The sequence below is a fragment of the Gimesia sp. genome (assembly GCF_048262075.1).
Classification (GTDB): domain Bacteria; phylum Planctomycetota; class Planctomycetia; order Planctomycetales; family Planctomycetaceae; genus Gimesia.
The window spans coordinates 170,705-192,830 of the sequence record NZ_JBLXFK010000011.1; the positions used below are offsets into that span (position 1 = coordinate 170,705).

Sequence of the window (22,126 nt, forward strand, 5' to 3'; positions counted from 1 at the left end):
ACCAGCGCTCTCTTTTCATGGAATCACCGGCCCTCATGCGTTCCCCCCTTCTGATGACTCTACAAATCACCGTCTGTTGCCTGCTGGCGTGTTCGTCTTCTGTAGCTGCAGAGCAACAACCGCCGAACATTATCCTGATCATGGCCGACGACCTTGGGTATGGTGACCTGGGCTGTTATGGAAACAAACACGTCAAGACGCCCCACATTGATCGGCTGTCTGCCGCCAGCTTGAAGTTCACCGACTTCCATTCCGCCGGCGCGATGTGCACGCCCACCAGGGCCGCGATGCTCACGGGGCAGTACCAGCAGCGTTTCGGGCGACACTTTGAAGCAGCTCTGTCAGGGAAATCAAATCACGATATCGGACTGCCGCATCAGGCGGTGACCATGGCGGAACTGCTCAAGCAACAGGGCTACGCGACCGCCTGTTTCGGAAAGTGGCATCTGGGCTATCAGCCCCCCTGGCTGCCCACAAATCAGGGCTTTGATTTGTTTCGCGGCCTGACCTCGGGAGATGGCGACCACCACACTCACGTCGATCGCTCCGGTAACGAGGACTGGTGGCATAACAATGAAATCAGCATGGAGAAAGGTTACACCGCCGATCTGTTGAGCAAATACAGTGCGGAATTTATGGAAGCCAACCGCGAACGTCCCTTCTTTCTCTATGTGCCACACCTGGCGATCCATTTCCCCTGGCAGGGACCCCACGATCCACCACATCGCAAAGCAGGACAGGATTACCACGCTGACAAATGGGGCATCATTCCCGATCCCAACAATGTCAGCCCCCACACCACGGCCATGATTGAGTCGCTGGATCAGAGCGTGGGAGAAATTCTGTCTGCCCTGCGGCGTCTGGATCTGGAGCAGAACACGCTGGTGATCTTCACTTCCGACAATGGCGGTTATCTTAACTATGGAAAACAGTTTCAGAGCATCTCCAGCAATGGTCCCTTGCGCGGACAGAAAGCAACCCTGTATGAAGGCGGGCATCGTGTGCCCTGTCTGATTTCCTGGCCGGGAAACATTACCGCTGGTATGACCGACCAGACCGCCCATTCGGTGGATCTGCTTCCCACCCTGGCGCAGGCAGCGGGAATATCAGCGACCAACTTCCAGACCGACGGTCTCGACCTGTCACCACTCTGGCAACCGGGACGTACTTTAGCAGACCGCGACCTGTTCTGGCGGATGGGGAACAACAGCGCTGTCCGCCGCGGGCAGTGGAAACTCTGTCTCAAAAACAACCGCAGTGAACTTTTTAATCTGGAAACGGATCTCGGCGAACAACAGAACCTGTCGGCGGAGCACCCTGAAATTGTCAAATCACTGAGTCAGGCCTTGAAGGAATGGGAAGAAGATGTCGACAACAGCGCTAAGAAGTACAGCAACTAAACTCGGCGGCGGACCACATATCACTTCACGTCTACGCGTGTTCTGGTTGATCGTCTCGCTGATCTGCCTGCCTGCGTCGGTGCAGGCCGCGGAAGGGAAACGACCCAATATCATTTTCATCATGGCCGATGATCTGGGTTACGGTGACCTGGGTTGTTACGGCCAGAAGCTGATGAAAACGCCTCACATCGACCAGTTAGCCGCCCAGGGGACGCGGTTCACACAAGCCTACGCGGGCGGTTCCGTCTGTACGGCTTCGCGGGCGGTGTTGCTGACCGGACTCCACAACGGGCACGCTCCCGCACGGGACAATATTCCTCATTACCCGACCTATCTACAGGAAAGTGATGTGACCATCGCGGAGGTCCTGCAAAAGTCTGGTTACCGCTGTGGTGGCGTGGGAAAATGGTCGCTGGGAGATGCCGGCACGGTCGGACGGGCCACGAACCAGGGTTTCGACATGTGGTTCGGCTATCTGAATCAGGATCACGCGCATTATTACTTTACCGAATACCTGGACGACAACGAAGACCGCCTGGAACTGACGGGGAACACCAAATCCCGTCAGCAATACAGTCATGATCTGCTGACCGACCGCGCGTTGACATTCATTCGCGATTCCGCCGCCCAGCCCTTCTTTCTGTACGCGGCTTACACGCTGCCTCACTTTTCCGCGAAAGCAGAAGACCCGCACGGCCTGGCGGTACCCGACACGGAACCTTATTCCGACTGGGACTGGGACGAGAAATCGAAAAAATACGCCGCGATGATTCACAGGCTGGACCGCGATGTGGGACGGATTATGTCCCTGGTGAATGAGCTTCAGCTAAGCAAGCGGACGCTGATCATTTTCACCAGCGATAACGGCGGCCACAGAGGCGTTCCCGCGCAACTCCACACGAACGGCCCCCTGCGCGGTTTTAAACGCGATCTCACCGAAGGGGGAATCCGTGTCCCGTTCATCGCGCGCTGGACCGGCACCATTCCCGCAGGCAAAGTAAGCGACGAAGTCATCGCCTTCCAGGACATGCTGCCCACCTTTGCCGAACTGGCGGGCGCACAGGTTCCCGCAGATCGGGATGGCGTCTCCATACTGCCTGCCTTGCGAGGCGAGCCTCTCAAAGTCAAACACGACTATCTCTACTGGGACTACGGCCACTGCCGCGCCCGCTACGACCAGGCAGTGCGCTGGAACAACTGGAAAGGCATCCGCCACGGCCAGCAGGAAGAGATCGCCCTTTACAATTTAGACCAGGATCTGAACGAATCCAGAGACGTCGCCGACAAACATCCCGAGGTGGTCCAGCGAATCGCAGAAATCATGCAAACAGCAGCAGTCCCCAACCCCCGCTACCCCATCGGCACAAAATACAAAGGCAAAGCACTGTGGCATCCGTGAGTGTGGGGTGTGTATGCTTTCGCTGGGAAGCAAAGATCAAAACTTGTACCAGGATTGGGTATTGAAGATGAGAAACTACATTATCGATTTGGTAGTATTGCTGATCGTTCTTGCTGGAATGATCGGGGGAGCTTTCCTGGCTGGTCAACTTACATTCATTATTTGTACTGTTGTTGCCTGGTCTCTTTTAGGCTTGCGAATTGGTTTTCGATTACAAAATAAATTCGTTTTCTACAACTGTTTAAATTACACGATGATGTTCGGTGTGTTAGGGGCTTTTATTGCACAGGCGGTGTCCCCAATTATTTCTGGTGGCAATTGGCTGGATCGCTACCCCTTCTTTATCCTGGTCTTGGCAGGGTTTCTCGGGTTGGGACTTAGTATTATTTTGAAAAGAAAATACCCACCTGAAACATTCGAAAAAATTGCTCGCATGGCTTTCTTTGTTGCAATGGCAGCAATTGTGTACAAGCTGGTCTTCTTATAGTCGATTCCATTCGCCATATGTATAAAAAGTAAGTGGATTCGGAGGGCTGACCACTTTTGATTATCCAACATCAGCCGAACGGCGTTAGCCGCGGTTCATGCAAATCCGGGTATAAAAACCGGCTCTAACGCCCTGCGGCTAATCAGGACTGTTCTATAGTTAAAAGCGAACGATGGGGAAGAGAGGCTCGGGGGCTGTCCCTTTTAAGTTCTCAACGAAAACGCCATAAATTAATTCACTTAAAGGGATTCGGCTCACCTTTCGATTTTACAGAGCTGCTACTTTCGTTGCCAATGCATTTGTGTAGAAAAGTGCATCGCTGGTCCATCAGCCCGGTTATCTCGGTCATTATCTGACAGAAATTGAAATTGAGTGGAACAAAACTATTTCTGCCGCGTCTTCTCAGCACACGACCGCTTACCGTACCCCAAAATGGAGAATTGATATGCTGCGACCACTGTTCTTCGCATTCGTTTTTGCGTGCTTCACCCAGACCGCGTCCGCTATTACGTTACACATCGACGTGACTCCAGAGCTTGCAGGCAGTAAAGGCGTCACTATGCAGGCGCTCGATAAGAACACGACCCGCTTCACTATTTGTGTCAGCACGAAGGCTGACCCCGCTGTGGTCGATCCACGGTTTCCTTTCATTCGCACAGGCAGGCTCGAAGTAGAGGGAGAGCAGGGGCCCCTACTCCGCTGTCGTATCCAGCCAACAGAAGCAGGCCATGATCTGTTCTACACATTCGACCTGGAAAACGAACATGCAAAAATTTCACGGTTTGTGTTGGTGGAGCAGATCGCTAATGGACAGGTTGGTGGAGGCAAAGTGTTTTCGTACCGACTCATCGACTTTATTGATCCTGACTACCGCGCGAAGGAATTCCTGCAGAATCTTGAACCTGTGAAGCTTCCCGAAATCGATTTCTCTAAGCTCCCCTTACCCCCTGACACGGACCCACCGAAGTAATATAAACGATGAAAGCAGATTCAGGGCCGCCCCCTTTGCCTCAATTCGGTAATGAAAAAATGAGCCCCCTTCAGAGTCTCTCACTTTCCAGTGGAGAGGCAGCACGTCTATGAAACCGAACTGCCAACACTATCAGCCAGGGACAAAGGGACAAAGCAAGCGTGGCGAAAATCTGTGTCTGCTTGCGAGTCATCGTCCTCTTGTGAGGCGGATTCGACATGGAAGTGGAAATGTCGTCCGAATCGTAGCCGTCTGCTGGTGAAGCCCCGTTTGAGCCGTGCGAAGTGACGACCATCACATTAGCTGGCGTGTGTTGAATTTCGAATTTCTGACCCCACGGATCTAACGTATCGGGAGGTAATTCTCCGGTTTTGATTTGTTGAGCCAGCTTGAAGGCCAGGAAGTTGCGCGCCTCTTGACGGCTTTCCTCGACATTGGGCATGCCAAACAGGATGATCAGCAGGGACAGAGAGACCAGCAGAATGACCACGACGATTTTCATCACGACACTGACTGAACGGTTGGAATGTTACTTTGTCGAATAATGGATAGGCAGACTTTTGAATCTGTCTGAATCTATCAGGATGATTGTCTCTCAGCAATTGATTTCTTTCAGTTCCTGCATGCTCTTCATCCTCGCATGTTCGTCCCGACCTTATTGAGAGTAATCAACTCTACTGCCGCATTCGTTTCCAGGCTTTTTCGACTTCGACGGCGATGAATACGATTGATGACAGGGCAAGGGTGATGGCAAGTTCTCCCGCCGTCAGGGGGACGGTTTTGAAAATGCGGTTCAGGACAGGGACATAAAGGGTGGCCATCTGCAGTACGAAGGTCAGCAGCACGGCTGCCAGCAGTGGTTTATTCGTAAACGGACCTTGTGAGAAGAACGATTCCCGTTCCGAGCGGATGGCCAGAACATGTCCCATCTGGCTCAGGCAGAGGACCGTGAAGACCATCGACTGCCAGTGCGCCTGGCTGCGATCAATGAACCAGGCCTGTGTCACCACCGAGACCGCTCCCATCAGCAGGCCGACCCAGATGATATGCGTCCCCAGGCCATGGGCGAAAATATTCTCTTTCGGATCGCGGGGCGGCCGCTGCATCAGGTTCTTTTCTCCGGGTTCAGCCGTGAGTGCCAGTCCGGGAACACCATCGGTGACGAGATTGATCCACAGAATATGAATCGGCAGCAGCGGGATGGGCAGGCCCAGCAGCGGCGCCAGGAAGATCGTCCAGATCTCACCCAGGTTACTGGTCATTGTGTATTTGATAAATTTGCGAATGTTATCGAAGATCCGCCGGCCTTCCCTGACGGTCTTGACGATCGTCGCGAAATTGTCGTCCAGCAGAATCATATGCGCTGCTTCCCGGGAGACGTCCGTGCCGGTCACGCCCATTGCGATTCCGATGTCGGCCCGTTTCAATGCCGGCGCATCATTCACGCCGTCCCCGGTCATCGCGACAAAATGTCCCCGGTCCTGCAGGGCCTGCACGATTTTCAGTTTCTGTTGCGGAGAGACACGGGCATAAACTTGAACTTTTTCAACCTGGCATTTCAGCTCTGCCTGGGACAGCTGTGCGAGCTCCCGACCTGTGAGCACGGCGCCTGCCTCCTGTTCAGCGAGAATCCCCACCCGCCGGGCAATCATTTCCGCGGTCAGGGGATGATCGCCGGTAATCATCACCGGATGGATGCCGGCCGAGCGACAGAGGGCCACCGACTCTGCTGCTTCCGGCCGGGGAGGATCCAGCATCCCGATCAGCCCGGCCAGGGTTAATTCGGATTCCACCTCTTCCGAGATGAGCGGTTCCGGAACGGAGTCCCAGATGCGCAGTCCGAAGCCCAGCGTTCTCAGGCCTTCTCCGGCAATCTGTTCCGCAGTATTCTGGAGCTGTTCCTGGTTGATCTCGATCTGTTCCGCCGGGGAATGCTCATGCGTGGAGCGGGCCACGATTTCTTCAGCAGCCCCTTTCGTAATGGAAACAACCTTCCCCTCACTCCAGGGATGAAAGGTGGTCATCAGCTTACGCTCGGCATCGAAGGGGATCTCGGCCAGACGGGGAAATGTTTTTTCCAGGGACTCGCGCAAAAAGCCTTTCTCCCGCGCCAGTTCAAACAGAGCCGTTTCGGTCGGATCGCCGACGGCTTCGTCATCTCCGTCCAGGCGGGTGTCGTTACAGAGGGACAGCGCACAGAGCAGCAGTTCGGGATGGGAAAGCTCTGTGAGACTCCGCTGGGTCTGGGATTCCTCAATTGTTACTGGGAGTTTGTCCGGAGCGACGAGTTCGCCGTTGAGGTAAACCTGTTCGACAGTCATCCGGTTCTGTGTGAGGGTTCCGGTTTTATCGGTGCAGATATAAGAAACCGACCCCAGCGTTTCGACGGCAGGAAGTTTGCGGATGAGCGCGTGTTGCTTAACCAGCTTTCGTGCTCCCAGCGCCAGTGAAATGGTAATCACCGCGGGCAGTGCTTCCGGGATCGCAGCGACCGCCAGGGAGATCGACGTCAGCAACATCAGCAGCGGCGGTTCGCCTCGGAACAGACCAGCGATAAAGACAATTGCGCAGATCGCCAGGATCACATATGCGAGTTTCTGGCCGAACGTGGCCAGGCGTTTCTGCAGGGGGGTGCGGCCTTCTTCCTGGTCCTGAAGCAGTGTGGCGATTTGTCCCAGTTGTGTCTGCATGCCTGTTTCGGTCACGATTCCCTGGCCGCGACCTTTGGTAATCAGGGTACCTTTAAAGGCAAGATTTTTCCGATCGCCCAGGGGGAGATCGGCTTCGGAAAGGACCTGTGTGATCTTTTCGACAGTCAACGATTCACCCGTTAAGGCAGCTTCATTGATCTGTAACTGGACCGCTTCTGTCAGTCGCAAATCCGCGGGCACAATGTTGCCTGCCTCCAGAAGCACGCGGTCGCCGGGGACGAGTTGTCCTACCGGAACGGTCACGACTTTGTCGTCTCGCACCACGTTTGCAGAAGGAGCCGCCATTTTCTTCAAAGCCGCCATGGCTTTCTCAGCCCGGTATTCCTGGATGAAGCCCAGGATCGCGTTGAGCAGCACGATGACTGTAATCGCGATGGTGTCGGCAACTTCTCCGATCACCCCCGAAACCACCGCGGCGGCGATCAGAATCAAAATCATAAAATCCTTGAACTGATCCAGGAACATCATCCAGATGGATTTATGCTGTTTTTCGATCAGTTCATTCAGTCCAACTTCCGCGCGGCGGGTTTCCACTTCAGAGAGCGTCAGCCCCTGGTCAGGCGATTGCAACCGTTCCGCGACTTGATGGAGATCGAGCTGATACCAGGTGAGAGAGTTGTTATCCTTGGGAGCCATCAGGTACCTGTTCATTACAGTAGATACGAAGCACTTCAGCGGGTTAATAAGTTCCGGTTCTGGAGCACGCCAGGTGGGGAACACACCTTTGATTCTAGTGGATCATACCTGTTTCAGCTATGGGGTAAATAATAACTTCCGTTGAGGAGGCTGGTGTGATTCGGATGATTAAAAGGAGCCAGCATGAGTTTATGACGTTATTCGGCGATTGCAAGCAGCGCGTAAAATGTCATCTGTTCCTGGTAGACGCCGCTGGGATTGTAGTTGAGCAGAGTGGCTCGCAGGTCGGCTTCGAAGTCCGCTCGCTTCTCGCCCAGAACGGCGGGGGACGCGAAGGACGTCGAGTACAGGTTGCCCAGCAGATCGTCCAGTGTCCAGGCCTGCGGATGCTGGAATTTGATTTCTTCCAGCTGGTAACCGGCGTCGAGTAAGACCAGTTCATGTGGTCCTGCGAGTTCGTTGAATTCACCCGTGCCGGCCCGCCGTTTTTCACCCAGCCAGCGTTTGACGACATCGCGAACCAGGGGATGCCAGTCGGCGTTGCCGCTCCAGATGCTGGTGTATCCCAATATGACCAGGGGCTGCTGCGGCTGGAGCCAGCTACGGATGCGGGGTGCCATGCTGGGACGATCCATCCAGTGGAAGGCGGCACCGATCGTGACCAACTCGAACGAATTCGGCTCTGCGGAAAACCGCTCTGCGCTTTGATGAAGCCATTGAATGTTGGTGACCTGGTTCTCGTGTGCTTTCTGTTGTGCGGCTGCGAGCATCTCTGCATCGGGGTCGACAGCGGTCACTTCCTGAAACCGGGGAGACAGACGGATCGCGAGTTCACCCGTGCCACACCCCAGGTCCAGCAGTCTGCCTGCGCCTGTCAACTGTGCCTGCTCGCATACCTGTGACAGGAGTGCCTGCGGATAAGGAACGCGGTAACGCGCGTAGTAGGGGACCGTTCCCTGGAATAGATGTCTGTTCAAAACCGATGTTCCCATTAAGCCGACCGTCACCTGAATACATTATTACTGGAGAGTCAGTTTAAACGTTCCAGCGATGTGACTTCAATCGAACAGCGAGCCTTGCCGCTTTTCTTTGCTGAAACGTTCCAGGTAGCCATCCACGCTGAATTTGCGGGCCGTGTTTTCGCTGGTCATGTAGCGGATTTTTCCGAAGATCGGGCGTTCGGGGCCCCAGGCGCGATCGTAGCGACCCAGGCACCAGAAGATACCCGAGTAAGAATTGGGATTTCGACCATCGACGGCGTATTTGTTATTGAGGTGCATCATAATCTCCAGTGCCGCCTGGGGAGATTCCGACCAGTGCAGAATTTTTTTACCCCAGAGCATCCGCATGTAATTATGCATGCGTCCTTCCGTAACCATTTGTGTCTGGGCAGCGTTCCAGAGTTCATCATGGGTACGGGCCTGTTCGAATTCGTCCAGCGTGTAACTGGGGTCGCGCTTGTCAGAGGCATGTTCTTCGAGTGTGGTCCGTGCCCAGTCGGGCAGCGACTCATACTGGTCATAGTCGTCGCGCTGCCAGCACATGTTATAACCCAGTTCGCGCCAGGTGATCAGTTCGTCCAGAAATCCCTCGGCGGTTTCACTCATCTGCCACCAGCCGGACCGTTTGCCGGTTGCTTTCTGTTCCATTACTTTTGCAGCATTCCATTGTTCCCGATTGGCGACGCGTTTGAAAACTTCATGCACTGAGATATGACCAAAATGCAGATAGGGGGAGAGGCCGCTGGTGACTTCTTCTTCCGGCAGATTGCGTTCCTCCGCGTACCGTTCAAAACGCACATCGAGAAACTGTTTGAGCGTTTTGCCGGCTGCGTTCATCCCTCCATCAAAGTCAACCGGGCCGACCTGATGATCGAGGGGGAGATCAGCCAGGGATTCGGGAGTCGCCTGTAATAATTGATCCGATGCCATCGGCCAGCGTTCCAGGATTTCATTCGGTACGGAGGAGAATGCAGGAAGCTCAATGTGGGACATCGGGTTGATCTTAGGAGTCTGATCCAGATGATCTGGCAGCGTTTTGTGCAGAAAGCGACGGAATGCGTACGCCGTCGGATAAATCTGCGAAGCGGCTCGCATCGGCAGGAGACCGTTGGAATCGATGGCTTCCAGTCGTACTGATAATCGGGGGGCGATCGACTTCAGCATCTGGGGAATGAAAAAGCAGGGAAAGTCATCGGTAATCACGGCACAGGCGTTCGTGGACAACGCTGCCAACAGTCCCGACCCATGGCCGGCTTTGGGTTCCACGTAACAGTAATAGCCCACGGAACTGTCTTGTAAACTGTCCCGATTATCTGCCATGCCCTGCAGGATAAATCGATGCAGGCGGTCGCTGGCCCATTCGTAGCCGCAACGCAGTGCTTCGAAGACGAGCAGTGGTTTATTGAGTTCTTTGCTGAGTTCCACAGCCCGCTGCAGACTGAAATTAGAGCGGGTCCGCCGATTGGCGATCATCCAGTACAGAACGTAATCGCCGTCCCTTTGCAGTGGGCACTGGTTGAGTTCGCGAATGCGGATTTCTGGAACTGTCATTTTCGATGGTTAGTTTTCGGTGTCAGAAGTATTCCAGCGATAAACGGCGAGGTGATCCAGGGCGCGAATGAAGAGTTCATTGTCGCTGACAGCCAGGTGTGCCCAGGAATCTTCAGCCACTTTACGTCTGTCGAGCAGTTCAAACTTTTCCGGATTTGCCTGGATCAACAGCAGATCGCCAGTCTGATCGAGTGCCAGTATTTTATCACCATCAGTGACCATGCTCCAGTATTTCCCGTAAGGTGTAGTGGTCCAGCGGGTTTCACCTGTCTTGAGATCGATACAGGTAAAACGCTGATTACGCAGATGCAGGTATATCGAACCGTCAATGATCAGAGGAGAGGACATATAACCCTGGGCTTTGTTAGTCCAGATTTCCTGGGGGGCTGCCGAGTCGCCTGACTTGTCGGGAGTATAAAGAAAAGACTTGCCGCCATAACTGCTGGTGAATACGGAATTCTCGTGGACGGTGGGAGTCAGAATATTCATGCCTCGAAAGGCGGGGATGTCCTGTTTCCAGTAGACCGACCCATCTACAGGATTGAGGCCCGTGAGCGTGGTGCGCGTCTGGACGATCAACTGGGGAACTCCATTTAAGGTGGCATAATAAGGTGAAGAAAACGCACTGCCAAACATGCCACCCCCATCTTCAAGTGCCCGCCATTCAATTTCCCCGGTCAGCTTATCGACCTTACACAATCCACCACCCGCCTGGACATACAGAGCATCGCCGACGATGAGCGGTGAAGAGGCAAAGCCGAAAGCGGGGGGAGGCGTTTTGAGTTTTTCCACGAAATCAAGACGCCAGAGTACTTCGCCGCTGTCTGCATCCAGACAGACGAGTACATCGCGAATACCGGCAACGTACAGTCGTGCGCCATCGAAAGCGGGAGTCGCTCGAATCCAGTCTCCATTCGCTTTAGCAAAGAAGGGAACACTCATGGCACCGGGCCATTCCTGTTTCCAGATGAGTTTGCCAGTCGCGCGATCCAGTGCGCGCACGACTTCGTTTTTTTTGTCGACGGTTTCCGTTACGAACACACGATCCGCAGTGACAATGGGGCCCGAGTAACCTGGACCAAGCGGGATTTTCCAGACCTGAGTCAGAGATTGTTCGGACAGCTTGCCAGGGAACTCAATTCCCTTGATTGCACCATCCCGGTTCGGTCCCCGCCATTGTGACCAGTCCGATTGCCCGGGATCTGCGGAGAGAGTCACAGCAGTTATTAATGCGAGAATCAAACTCGCCAGCTTGATGGGGAAATGAGATGCCATGGATAGCTTCTTTCGTTTTTCGACACATTCAACATTGGGGCGTTCGTGGATCCTATCGGTACAAATAGATCTACAGGTCTGCAATAGTCGTCTGTTATTGTAGATTTAAGGTGTCCAGTCAGGAATGACAAAAACTGTTTGGTAATTTCCCCTGATCGGTTATAGTCAGAGTGTCTTTTTTAGAAGTAGAAAAAATCTGGTAAGAAATCAAATTGCTAAAAAAATTGTAAAAGCAGATTGTAAAACGAGATATGGTTTTATAATACTGTGCCCGAGGTCTGGAGTTCACGAAGAGCGACCCGTAAGAACCATCTGATGATTCAGATAGTTCGGGTTTTGGAAGTCCTCAGGACCTGATATTAAGTTCAGACTCTATTCCAATGACTGATTCTTCACGGAGATCATAATTGGATTACAGATACTGAAAGTTACCCGCCAAACTAAAAATATGATTGAGTGAGTAGACATGAACGACGCACGTCTTTCGGGCTATCCCCTTACGTACCTGCCACGCGACCTGACATCTGGTCTGGTGGTATTTCTTGTTGCACTTCCTCTCTGCCTGGGAATTGCCCTGGCTTCCGGGGCCCCGCTGTTTGCGGGCTTAGTCTCGGGAATCATCGGCGGGATTGTGGTGGGGTCGATCAGTGGATCGAGTACCAGTGTGAGCGGCCCGGCCGCCGGCTTGACGGCAATTGTGATTGCGCAAATTGCTACCCTGGGTTCATTTGAAGCGTTCCTGCTCGCAGTCATGCTGGGCGGGGTGATCCAGATCGGCCTGGGAATTGTGCGAGCCGGTTCCCTCTCCGCGTTTTTTCCTTCCAGTGTGATCAAAGGTCTGCTGGCCGCTATTGGTGTGATTCTGATTCTGAAACAGATTCCCCACGTGTTTGGGCACGATTCCGACCCGGAAGGGGAAATGTCATTCACTCAGCCTGATAAACAAAACACGTTTTCAGAAATCCTGACGGTCTTTGAAGGCGATATCCATTTTGGTGCTGCCGTCGTGGGGATCTCCTCGATTGCACTACTGGTGTTCTGGAACCGGATCAAACTGTTGAAAAATTCCGTGGTTCCCGGTCCCCTGATCGTCGTATTACTGGGGGTGATGCTGCATATCCTGTTTCAACGGTTGGGGGGACACTGGGCCATTGAAGCCAGCCACCTCGTACAGATTCCCGTCGCGGAATCCGCCAGCGATCTTTTGTCCTTTCTGAAATCTCCGGACTTTTCTCAGTGGGCCAATCCGGCCATCTATGTTGCCGCCGTAACCATCGCGATTGTGGCTTCGCTGGAAACCCTGTTGAACCTCGAAGCCGTCGACAAGCTTGATCCCGAAAATCGAAATTCTCCCCCCAGTCGCGAGTTGATTGCTCAGGGCGTGGGTAATATCACCGCAGGCCTTATTGGAGGCCTGCCTGTCACATCGGTGATTGTGCGTGGTTCAGTGAATGTTAATTCAGGAGCGAAGACGAAACTCTCGTGTATTTTTCACGGGATTCTGCTACTGGTATCAGTCGCGTTGATTCCCGTGTATATGAATATGATTCCATTGGCGGCCTTGGCGGCAATTCTGCTGGTGACCGGTTTCAAACTGGCGAGTCCGGCTCTATTTCGGCAGATGTGGCGCGAGGGACGTTACCAGTTTCTGCCGTTCATGATTACGCTGCTGTCTATTGTGTTTACCGACCTGTTAGTCGGAATTTTGATTGGCCTGGGTGTAAGTCTGCTGTTTATTCTAAACAGTAACCTGCGGCAACCGATCCGCCGGATTATAGAGACACACGCCGGGGGAGAGGTTCTGCATATTGAACTGGCGAATCAGGTCAGTTTTCTAAACCGGGCCGCGCTGGATCAAGTATTCAACGATGCGACTCCCGGAACAAACATGCTGATTGATGCTACCAGCACAGACTATATCGACCCTGATATTCTGAGCCTGATTCAGGAGTTCAAGGATATAATCGGTCCCGCGCGGGGTATGAAGGTCAGTTTGCGCGGTTTCCGGACAAAGTATCAGTTAAACGATGAGATTCAGTTCGCCGACTATTCCACGCGAGAACTGAAAGACCGGATAACACCAGAACAGGTCCTGCAGATTTTAAAGGATGGAAACGAGCGGTTCTACTCGCACAACCGACTCTCACGCGACCTGGGTCGTCAGGTTAATGCCACTGCCGGCGAACAGAATCCCCTGGCCGTGGTTTTAAGTTGTATCGATTCTCGTGTCCCCGCAGAACTGGTACTAGACCTCGGGATTGGCGATATCTTCAGTGTGCGTGTCGCCGGAAATGTGATTGGTAACAAATCACTGGGCAGTATTGAATATGGTGTCGCGGTGGTCGGCGTAAAGCTGGTCTTGGTGCTGGGGCATACCCGTTGTGGTGCCGTCACTTCTACCGTGCAGCTGATGAGCGATCATAACAACGCGTCACAGGCTACGGGCTGTTCTCACCTGGATTCGATTGTCGATGAGATTGTTCCCTGTGTCGATGAAGAATCCTGTTCTGGACTGAACGAGATGAGCGAGGAAGATAAGGAACGATTTGTCGACGAGACGGCGCGACGTAACGTCTATCGCAGCGTTCACGAGATAAAGTCCCGCAGCGAAGTCATTCGAAATCTGGTGGATGCCGGCAAGGTGATGGTGGTCGGGGCGCTCTATGATGTGAAGAGCGGCAAAATGGAATTTTTCACAGAACAGACGACGGAGCAGGAAGTCGCGGAATCACCGCAGGCTTGATTGAGTCGGGTGAGCCTTCTCTTTTTGATTATTTCGAACCCTTAAAGTGCGTGATCTTTCCATTTTGAGATATTTTTGATGAGTCAGATCTGTCTTGTCCCTCCAGTCGAACGAAATCCAGATTAAGGAATCATGATCGTGATAGATTTGCAGAGCCTGTGGTCCAGACAGTTGAGTGCCTTTTAGCCTCAGGTTAACCAGGTTTGCCGGCCACTGCTTTGATGCCGAAAAAGCGTTGATGGAAATCTGGCATCGGTTGAGATTAACTCCTTTGAGGTTGGGACATCCTTTGAGAAGTGCCTGGACGCCACTGTCTGTAATGGGGGTCTGATTGAGATTTAAGTATATCAAACTGTTGATTTTCGCAACCTGACGGCACACTTCGTCTCCTACGTTCGTTCTGCTGAGATTCAATTGCTGTATTGCTTTCATGTTCTTCAGGTAAGGTGCCGCCCGGTCGTCTACTGGTGTCCTTCTAAGTATGAGTTCTTTTAAGTTGATTTTTGAAAGCTGGTTACATACTTCAGCTCCGACTTTTGTTTTACCGAGATCCAGTTTTTGCAGCGTGTTCAGTTTCTTCAGGTAAGGCGCCGCCTGGTCATCCACCCGTGTTCCTTCAAGTATAAGCTCATCTAAACGGGAAAGATTTACGAGAGATTGCAGGTCCGATGACCGGATGTTGGAATTGAACAGATTAAGCTTTTCAAGTTTTTTCAGCGCTGCCAATTGCTGGTACGTTTCAGGACTGAGTTCAGAATTGTGGAGAGTCAGTTTCCACAATTCCGGGTAGTTCTGCAACCAGTCAACCTTGCTGTCTGATATCTGAAGATCATAAATGGTAAGCGATCCAAGTTCTTTGATCTTCGATAAAGCCACGATTCCCGATTCCGTCAATTCAGAACCGTTCAGACTTACATATCGTAAATATGGCATTTGACCCAGGGCGATTACATCCTGGTCAGTGAAGACGGCACCGTCGATTTCCACACCTCTAATTAAGGGTGCCAGTATTTTTAGATCCTCAATAAACTCAGATGCCCTGCGAGAGTCAAAAGTTTTGACCTGGGATATCCTGAGCTCTTCTGTGTCAAATACGTATTCCAGTTTGAAGGTTGACTCGCGGATGGGAGAAAAACGATAGATTTCCTGGACAGATAATCCTTGGGAACGCAGCCGTTGTTTGGCGAATTCGATCTTCTGTTTTTCCGAGTACATTATGAGCCAGAGTACATACCCGGTTAATACTGGAATTAGAAGCCATTTGCCTATACGCGAGAATTGCATATCAATCTTCCCCGTCAATCTGAATCGGGTACTTTTAGACTATGTCCCGTTTTACTGTAGTGTCTCCAGAGGCTATTGGGTCAAGCATCATAGTACGCGAGATACGATGCTAAAATGTGATTAGATCTAGATAGTATATCAGGCAGAGGAAACATGTATACATGCGAATTTTAAAAATGGTCCACTGGTATTTCCGGAACAATGACAGTCGAAAACGAAACCGGTCTGCTTCCGAGATTTCCCGTTCCACTACAGATGGCAGCCTGTTTAAGGCACTCTGCAGCAGTCGGATAAAATCTTTCTCAGACGGACTGCTGACTTCAAATGTGTGCAGGGGGATTTTCATGATGAATTCACGGAGATACTTTCCGTTTTTTTCCAGGCGCGAAAACAGATCAGTACAGCAAGGATTGAGAGACTAATCACGGTCCAGTAAAAAAAAGACGACATATTACCAAATCCAAATACCGCATAGCCCTGGGCGACGTAATGTCTCTGCGAGGCGTTTCCCACCATCTGGTAGCGGGGCGTTGAGGAAACCAGCAGTAAGATCGTCAAAGCCAACCAGAAGTTAGTCGCAATAAAGTAACGGAGCATGTTTCTTTATCTGTCTTGTGAAAAGATGGGATGAACTGAGTTCGGTTTTTATACCAATTCATTCTAAACGCAAAAACTTGAGAATGGAAAGAAAAAATCGTTTTGGGCAGGAATTGAAAAACGCCTCTTTTCAATGAGGAAAAGAGGCGTGTAATCTGGATTTACTTCTAGAAGCAGCGAGCCTATCTCCGCCCGCCACGTCCGCCACCGGAACGACCTGAAGAGCCGCGACTGCTGCTGCCCCGTGAGGAACTGCCACGTGAATAACCTGAACTGCCTCGCGAATAAGAGGGGGTTCGGCTGCTGGAGTAGGAGGGGCTCAAGCTGGAGCCACGTGAGTAAGCAGACGGAGAACGCTGCTGCGAATACGAATGCCCCCCCTGGCGAGACTTGGCAGCAGCCTGGGACGAACGGTTCATCTGCTGGCTGAGCTGTCCCCAGTTTTTCTGCATACTCTGCAGGCCGGAAGAAATCTGCTGGCTCGATGATTTACTGTAACGGGAATTTGAGGCTGTCGACTGGCGGCTGGAACGGTACGAACCTTTCTGGCTGCTGCTGCGGGCCGCCTGCTGGCTGCCTGTGGACTGTCGACTGCGGGTCGAAGACGAACTTTGCCCGACCTGACCATCGCCGAGCGTTCCCGTTGTGGAACCATTTTGTGTGGTAACGGTTGAAGAAACCTGTCCATTCCCGGCAGTTGTATCCACCGAGGCAGAACCTTTGCTGGAATCGATGGTCGTAGAACCGTTGTAGGTCCCGTTGCCATTTCCGGTCGCCGTGCCGGAACTGTTATGCTGCACGTCGGCATAACCCCTGGTTCCTTGAACGGAAGTGGAAGACGAGCGAACGCCACTGACAGAACCGTCGGCGTTCTGGTTCACACTGCCATTCGTGTTTCTGCTGCCATAGGCGTTTACGCCGGTATTCGTCGCGACCGAACCACTGGCCTGGGTATTGTAGTTGGCTCCGGTTTGTGTCTGTTGAACAGAACCGGTTACCTGACCCGCGCCGGCAGCCGACAGTCCATTCGAGGTGTTGACGGTTCCGCCGCCTGCTGCGCCGAAGTAAGTTGTATCACCGGCTGTCGTCGTACCGGCAATACCGGCACCTGTCGCAGTGGCTGAATTTCCCTGGGGACCTGTGACCGTCGTGGTAGCGGCACCCGCGCCAACTGTAGTAGCGCCATTCTGATAGACAACGCTACCTCCCTGGGTGGCTCCGGTTACCGTATTGCCATTCGGACCTGTGTAAGTTGTTGCGCTGTTGCCTGTGGATGCCGTTGCGTGACCGTAGGGACCCGTTGTGGTCGTTTGTGTGGCGGCGCCGTTCACGTTTTCACCGTGGTAGGTGGTAGTGGTCGTTGTCTGATGTGGATACGCATACGCGGTGTAAAGTTCAGAAACCGTCGCGGGAACGAAGTAACGACCGGCGACATAACCGGCGGCTGCCACGTAAGCGGCCTGACCAGTTAACGGAACGCCGCTGTCATCGACGAACTGTTCAGGCTGCTCTTGCAACGCAGTATCGACTTCTGCCCTGAGTTGATCAATGGCCCGCCAGACGTCATCTGGCTGTGACTGATATGCCCGCCCCAATAAGGTGGTGGTGGCAATGTTGTCACTCAGTTGCGCCAGGATCTCCGGATATTGTTTCAGCTTTTCGACATTCGGATCATTCGCCTTGTTAAACTGTTGCACGCGTTGCGCGAAACGACCGCCATTGAAACGGGCAGCCGGTTTGTCAGAAGCCTGGCGGATTGCCAGTGGATGCTGTGCTGCTTCCAGGATCGTTTCGACCAGGTCATCAGGATAGAAGGCAATTCCGGTGACCAGGCTTTCCAATGCCCGCGGCGATAAGTTTTTCTGTGGCAGTTTCTGTTGCATGATGCCGCCGGGCTGCTGTGCATTGCTGATACCTGGCTGCAGAATGAAACAGGCTCCGATTGTGAGGGCGAGGAATCCATTCAAATAGTTCTGTGAAGTAGCAGTCATTGATCTCCCCATCTTTTTTTCTGAGATTGTGAAAACGGTCTCTCGTGATTCACATCTTGCCTTCTCTGATGTTTCTCGACCTGGTGTTGCGCTGGTCACTATTCATATAGCTTAGTTTTGATGAGTCGACGGAAATGCTTTTCAAAAAATCAGGATTTCCGGGAACTCTTTTTTTCTAACCATGCAACAGGCCGGGAAACGATGTTCACAGGCAACATGTTGTCAAAAAGAAACATCACATGGCCTCATTCAAAACCATGTTATTAACCCCGCGGGTAGCATACTCAAGCCGCTCAAACATGGTTTCAAAAACAACAGAAAATGTGAGAGAAAAAATGAATCACTGGAAAATTAATCAGAAAAAAAATCGGAACAAAACAGGAGGGAATGGGTTTGATATAGATCATCAAAGAGAGTGCGCTTGAAGCAGGCTGCTTTTGTATTGCTCTGCGCATTTTTTATTTTTCCTGGATGTCTTCACTCCTTGCAGACAAGCTGATTGATGTAGACGGAGTGTTTTTCTCTGGTGAGCGTTCCTGTCTGTTACGACGCATTTCTGTCAATTTCAGACAAATCAAAAAACGTTGATGAATTCAGTCGAGCTGACTGCCGATCCCTGATATATTAATGTCATTCCAATATGACCTGAGGGAGAGAATGCAGCATGCAGGTGAATCGATCCGGCCACGATACGATTACGGGTAACTGGGGGGAGGATCTGTTCAATCGCCGCGAAATGTTGCGGACTGCGGGTGGCGGAATCGGACTGATGGCCCTCAATACGCTTTTAAGTTCTGACAAGAGTGCGCAGGCTGCCTCAAGTTCATTAACACCGAAGATGCCTGATTTTCAACCGCGTGCCAAGCGCATGATCTGGCTGTTTATGCATGGCGGTCCGAGTCACGTCGATCTGTGGGATCCCAAACCGGATCTGGTGAAGTATTCCGGAAAACCTTTGCCTGACAGTTTCGGCGAAGTGATGACGCGGCGCAAGGTCGCAAAAAATCCGTTGCTCGCGCCCATTAAGCCGTTTCGCAAACGCGGGGAATCGGGGCTCGAAGTCAGTGATTTTCTCCCGCATACCGGTGCGCTCGTGGATGATCTGTGCGTCGTTCGCTCGCTGCATGGTGACAGTGTGAATCATCCGCAGTCGGTCTATCAGATGAATACCGGCAGTACCCTGATGGGCCATCCCAGCGTAGGCAGTTGGGTTGCCTATGGTCTGGGTTCTGAGAATGCAGATATGCCTGCGTTTGTAGTGATGCCTGATCCGGGAGGTGGCGTCAAAGGAGGACCTCCCGCGTGGGGTAGTGGATATCTCCCCGCGACGTTTCAGGGAACGACGATGCGCGCAGGGAAGACGCCGATTCTGAATTTGAAACCGCCCGCGTCGATCTCTTCGCAGCAACAACGGGCGACCCTGGATCTGATTCAATCCATGAACCGCCGCCACCAGGAAGCACGCGACTTGGATGACGAACTGGCGGCGCGCATTTCTGCCTACGAGCTGGCGTTCCGCATGCAGACGGCGGCTCCGGAAATCGTCGATCTTACCCAGGAGACACAGGACACGCATTCCATGTACGGACTCAACGATCCCAAGACGCGGGATTTTGGTGAGCGTTGTCTGTTGGCGCGGCGGATGATCGAGCGGGGCATACGCTTCGTGCAGCTTTATTCCGGAGACACCGTTGGCTGGGATGCACACAGTGATGTGACTAAAAATCATACCACCTATTGTCAAAAAACTGATCAGCCTGTTGCCGCTCTGCTGAAAGACCTCAAACAGCGGGGGCTGCTGGAAGACACGCTCGTGGTCTGGTGTGGTGAATTTGGTCGCATGCCGATGAGCGAGCAGGGCAGGGGACGTGATCATAACCCCTGGGGGTATTCAGGCTGGCTGGCCGGAGCCGGGATTACCGGGGGACGGTCTTACGGTGCCACCGATGCCATCGGCCTGCGTTCGGTACAGGACAAAGTGCACGTCAATGAATTTCACGCCACACTACTGCATCTGATGGGGTTGGATCATGAATCCCTCACCTATTTCCATAACGGTCTGGATGAACGTCTGACAGGACCTGCCGAAGTGAAGATTGTGAAAGGACTGCTCACATGATTCCATCCCCTATGAGGTACCTGATCGTTACGGCAACATTGATGTTCACTTGCTGTGCGTCTTCTGGAAATGCTGAGGAAGAAAAGAAACTTTCTGAAGAACCGATTACGGAATCAGACCGGGATCACTGGTCATTTCAGCCGATACGACGGCCTGTATTGCCAGTTGTAAAAAATAAAGAATGGTCGCGGACTCCCATTGATCATTTTATTCTGGCCCGACTGGAAGAGAACGGCCTGCAACCCGCGGCAGAGGCCAGTCGCACCACACTGATCCGCCGGCTTTATTTTGATGTCATCGGTCTGCCCCCTCTACCTGAAGATGTGGATGCGTTTCTCGCTGATGACTCAGCCGACGCTTATGAAAAACTTGTGGATCGTCTGCTGGCATCAAAGCAGTATGGAGCACGCTGGGCACAGCACTGGCTGGATCTGGCCCGCTTCGCGGAGACTGATGGGTATGAGCATGATAAGGTCCGACCTGATGCCTGGAAGTACCGGGACTGGGTCATCAAAGCGTTGAATGAGGATATGCCCTACGATCAGTTTGTCCGCTGGCAACTGGCGGGCGATGTGATCGCGCCGGAGAATCCGGATGCGAAGATCGCGACTGCGTTCTGCCTCTCCGGTCCGGATATGCCTGATATCAATTCCCAGGAAGAACGCAGGCATACGCTGCTGAATGAAATGACCTCCACCGTCGGCTCCGCCTTCATGGCGCTGCAGATGGGATGTGCCCAGTGTCATGATCATAAATACGATCCGATCAGCACCATTGATTTTTACCGCATGCGTGCTTTTTTTGAGCCAGCGGTCAAACCGGTCAAAAACAGATCGGTCACGATGCTGGCTTCCATCGGAAAACCGACGGCACCCAGTCGCGTGATGATTCGTGGTGACTGGCGGCAGCCCGGCCCGCGAGTGCAACCGGCATTTTTAAGAGTCGCGAATCTCCAGGAGCAGGCTGTCGACGCCGATGACTCACGCCAGCAGCGCCGCGAATTTGCTTTCTGGCTGACGCAGAAAAATCACCCGTTGACATCGCGAGTGATTGTGAACCGCATCTGGCAGCATCATTTCGGACGCGGTCTGTCTGCCACGCCCAGCGATTTTGGTGTGATGGGCGATCTGCCGACGCATCCGGAACTGCTGGACTGGCTGGCTGCCGAACTGATGTCGTCTGGCTGGAAAATGAAATCGCTGCATCGTCTGATTCTGATATCAAGCGTATATCGACAGGCGGGGAAGTTTGACGGAAATCCAGCAGCAGAGCTTGCCTGGAAAAAATCCCTCAAGGAAGATTCGGACGCATCCCTGTTATCTCGCTTTCCACGTCAGCGACTGGATGCGGAGGTGATTCGTGACGCGATGTTATCAGTCAGCGGCAAGCTTTCTGATAAAACGGGAGGACGAGGCGTGATGCCACCACTGCCACGCGAGTTACGGGCAACATTGCTCAAAGATCAGTGGAAGACCAGTGCCAATACCGAAGATCATTATCGGCGGAGTATTTATGTCTTCGCCCGACGAAACTTACGATATCCGTTGTTTGATGTGTTTGATCGTCCGGATGCGAATACCAGTTGTTCCCGTCGTGGCAATTCGACGACGGCACCACAATCGCTGTTGATGTTGAACTCGGAGAGTTCCCTGAAGTGTGCGCAGGAGCTGGCAGGTCTGGTCTGGGATCAGGCGGGTGAAGATCAGGGGCAACAGGTTACGGTGATTTTCCGTCGTGCCCTGGGACGTACGCCAACTGAAAGCGAGTTGACGGAACTCAAGCTTTTTCTAAGTACACAGCAGGTAATATTGACTAAGGAACAACGATCTGCCAAAGAATTGCTGTTACCCTTAAGCGAGACGCCAGTCAACAATCCTTATGCCGGCGCTGCTTTAACGGATCTGTGTCTGGCGATTTTCAATACCAGCGAATTCCTGTACGTGGATTAAACACTTTCCATCG

15 protein-coding genes are annotated in these 22,126 nt (G+C 52.7%); 7 read left to right on the forward strand and 8 right to left on the reverse strand.

Annotation, left to right across the window (positions count from 1 at the left end):
- Positions 1 to 35 precede the first annotated feature (35 nt).
- The 4 genes from ACN0YH_RS20395 (at position 36) to ACN0YH_RS20410 (ending at position 4,256) form a co-directional block, all read left to right on the forward strand.
- Positions 36 to 1,400: a sulfatase gene (locus ACN0YH_RS20395; RefSeq protein WP_417381431.1), complete on the forward strand. Its 1,365-nt coding sequence runs from the start codon at positions 36 to 38 to the stop codon at positions 1,398 to 1,400.
- Entirely contained in the window at positions 1,366 to 2,799 is a 1,434-nt protein-coding gene (locus tag ACN0YH_RS20400) for an arylsulfatase (RefSeq protein WP_417381432.1), read from the forward strand. The genes ACN0YH_RS20395 and ACN0YH_RS20400 overlap by 35 nt, the downstream gene beginning before the upstream one ends.
- A 13-nt stretch (positions 2,800 to 2,812) precedes the next feature.
- Entirely contained in the window at positions 2,813 to 3,286 is a 474-nt protein-coding gene (locus tag ACN0YH_RS20405) for a hypothetical protein (RefSeq protein ID WP_417381433.1), read from the forward strand.
- A gap of 445 nt (positions 3,287 to 3,731) precedes the next feature.
- Positions 3,732 to 4,256, forward strand: coding sequence for a hypothetical protein (locus ACN0YH_RS20410; RefSeq protein ID WP_417381434.1), 525 nt, complete (start codon positions 3,732 to 3,734; stop codon positions 4,254 to 4,256).
- 70 nt (positions 4,257 to 4,326) lie between these two features.
- Here ACN0YH_RS20410 and ACN0YH_RS20415 read toward each other — a convergent pair whose 3' ends face one another.
- From ACN0YH_RS20415 to ACN0YH_RS20435, 5 genes are all read right to left on the reverse strand, one after another.
- Positions 4,327 to 4,758 carry a hypothetical protein gene (locus tag ACN0YH_RS20415; RefSeq protein WP_417381435.1) on the reverse strand — a complete coding sequence of 144 codons (432 nt, stop codon included), beginning with the start codon at positions 4,756 to 4,758 and terminating at the stop codon, positions 4,327 to 4,329.
- Positions 4,759 to 4,930: 172 nt separating this feature from the next.
- Complete coding sequence (locus ACN0YH_RS20420) at positions 4,931 to 7,603, reverse strand: cation-translocating P-type ATPase (RefSeq protein ID WP_417381436.1); 2,673 nt, start codon at positions 7,601 to 7,603, stop codon at positions 4,931 to 4,933.
- Positions 7,604 to 7,800: 197 nt separating this feature from the next.
- On the reverse strand, positions 7,801 to 8,580 hold the full coding sequence (locus ACN0YH_RS20425; RefSeq protein ID WP_417381437.1) for a class I SAM-dependent methyltransferase: 780 nt from the start codon (positions 8,578 to 8,580) through the stop codon (positions 7,801 to 7,803).
- 81 nt (positions 8,581 to 8,661) lie between these two features.
- Complete coding sequence (locus tag ACN0YH_RS20430) at positions 8,662 to 10,155, reverse strand: deoxyribodipyrimidine photolyase (RefSeq protein WP_417381438.1); 1,494 nt, start codon at positions 10,153 to 10,155, stop codon at positions 8,662 to 8,664.
- A 9-nt stretch (positions 10,156 to 10,164) separates the two neighbouring features.
- A complete protein-coding gene (locus ACN0YH_RS20435; protein ID WP_417381439.1) occupies positions 10,165 to 11,430 on the reverse strand; it encodes a PQQ-binding-like beta-propeller repeat protein in 1,266 nt (421 codons plus the stop codon).
- Between the two features lie 466 nt (positions 11,431 to 11,896).
- Here ACN0YH_RS20435 and ACN0YH_RS20440 point away from each other — a divergent pair, with 466 nt between their 5' ends.
- Positions 11,897 to 14,173: a bifunctional SulP family inorganic anion transporter/carbonic anhydrase gene (locus ACN0YH_RS20440; RefSeq protein WP_417381440.1), complete on the forward strand. Its 2,277-nt coding sequence runs from the start codon at positions 11,897 to 11,899 to the stop codon at positions 14,171 to 14,173.
- On the opposite strand, the gene ACN0YH_RS20445 is transcribed toward ACN0YH_RS20440, so the two are convergent.
- From ACN0YH_RS20445 to ACN0YH_RS20455, 3 genes are all read right to left on the reverse strand, one after another.
- A complete protein-coding gene (locus ACN0YH_RS20445; RefSeq protein WP_417381441.1) occupies positions 14,159 to 15,457 on the reverse strand; it encodes a leucine-rich repeat domain-containing protein in 1,299 nt (432 codons plus the stop codon). The genes ACN0YH_RS20440 and ACN0YH_RS20445 overlap by 15 nt on opposite strands.
- Positions 15,458 to 15,799: 342 nt before the next feature.
- Positions 15,800 to 16,054: a hypothetical protein gene (locus ACN0YH_RS20450; RefSeq protein ID WP_417381442.1), complete on the reverse strand. Its 255-nt coding sequence runs from the start codon at positions 16,052 to 16,054 to the stop codon at positions 15,800 to 15,802.
- A gap of 182 nt (positions 16,055 to 16,236) precedes the next feature.
- The gene (locus ACN0YH_RS20455; protein WP_417381443.1) at positions 16,237 to 18,045 is read right to left on the reverse strand and encodes a DUF3300 domain-containing protein; all 1,809 of its coding nucleotides are present in this window, start codon (positions 18,043 to 18,045) and stop codon (positions 16,237 to 16,239) included.
- A gap of 664 nt (positions 18,046 to 18,709) precedes the next feature.
- On the opposite strand from ACN0YH_RS20455, the gene ACN0YH_RS20460 reads away from it, so the two are divergent.
- Positions 18,710 to 20,164, forward strand: coding sequence for a DUF1501 domain-containing protein (locus tag ACN0YH_RS20460; RefSeq protein WP_417381444.1), 1,455 nt, complete (start codon positions 18,710 to 18,712; stop codon positions 20,162 to 20,164).
- Entirely contained in the window at positions 20,161 to 22,113 is a 1,953-nt protein-coding gene (locus ACN0YH_RS20465) for a DUF1549 and DUF1553 domain-containing protein (protein WP_417381445.1), read from the forward strand. Before ACN0YH_RS20460 ends, ACN0YH_RS20465 begins: the two co-directional genes overlap by 4 nt.
- Positions 22,114 to 22,126: the final 13 nt, after the last annotated feature.

Coding starts and splice junctions, on each gene's coding strand:
- ACN0YH_RS20395 (WP_417381431.1), top strand. CDS start 36: ATGCGTTCCCCCCTTCTGATGACTCTACAAATCACCGTCTGTTGCCTG.
- ACN0YH_RS20400 (WP_417381432.1), top strand. CDS start 1,366: ATGTCGACAACAGCGCTAAGAAGTACAGCAACTAAACTCGGCGGCGGA.
- ACN0YH_RS20405 (WP_417381433.1), top strand. CDS start 2,813: ATGCTTTCGCTGGGAAGCAAAGATCAAAACTTGTACCAGGATTGGGTA.
- ACN0YH_RS20410 (WP_417381434.1), top strand. CDS start 3,732: ATGCTGCGACCACTGTTCTTCGCATTCGTTTTTGCGTGCTTCACCCAG.
- ACN0YH_RS20415 (WP_417381435.1), bottom strand. CDS start 4,758: ATGAAAATCGTCGTGGTCATTCTGCTGGTCTCTCTGTCCCTGCTGATC.
- ACN0YH_RS20420 (WP_417381436.1), bottom strand. CDS start 7,603: ATGGCTCCCAAGGATAACAACTCTCTCACCTGGTATCAGCTCGATCTC.
- ACN0YH_RS20430 (WP_417381438.1), bottom strand. CDS start 10,155: ATGACAGTTCCAGAAATCCGCATTCGCGAACTCAACCAGTGCCCACTG.
- ACN0YH_RS20435 (WP_417381439.1), bottom strand. CDS start 11,430: ATGGCATCTCATTTCCCCATCAAGCTGGCGAGTTTGATTCTCGCATTA.
- ACN0YH_RS20440 (WP_417381440.1), top strand. CDS start 11,897: ATGAACGACGCACGTCTTTCGGGCTATCCCCTTACGTACCTGCCACGC.
- ACN0YH_RS20445 (WP_417381441.1), bottom strand. CDS start 15,457: ATGCAATTCTCGCGTATAGGCAAATGGCTTCTAATTCCAGTATTAACC.
- ACN0YH_RS20450 (WP_417381442.1), bottom strand. CDS start 16,054: ATGCTCCGTTACTTTATTGCGACTAACTTCTGGTTGGCTTTGACGATC.
- ACN0YH_RS20455 (WP_417381443.1), bottom strand. CDS start 18,045: ATGACTGCTACTTCACAGAACTATTTGAATGGATTCCTCGCCCTCACA.
- ACN0YH_RS20460 (WP_417381444.1), top strand. CDS start 18,710: ATGCAGGTGAATCGATCCGGCCACGATACGATTACGGGTAACTGGGGG.
- ACN0YH_RS20465 (WP_417381445.1), top strand. CDS start 20,161: ATGATTCCATCCCCTATGAGGTACCTGATCGTTACGGCAACATTGATG.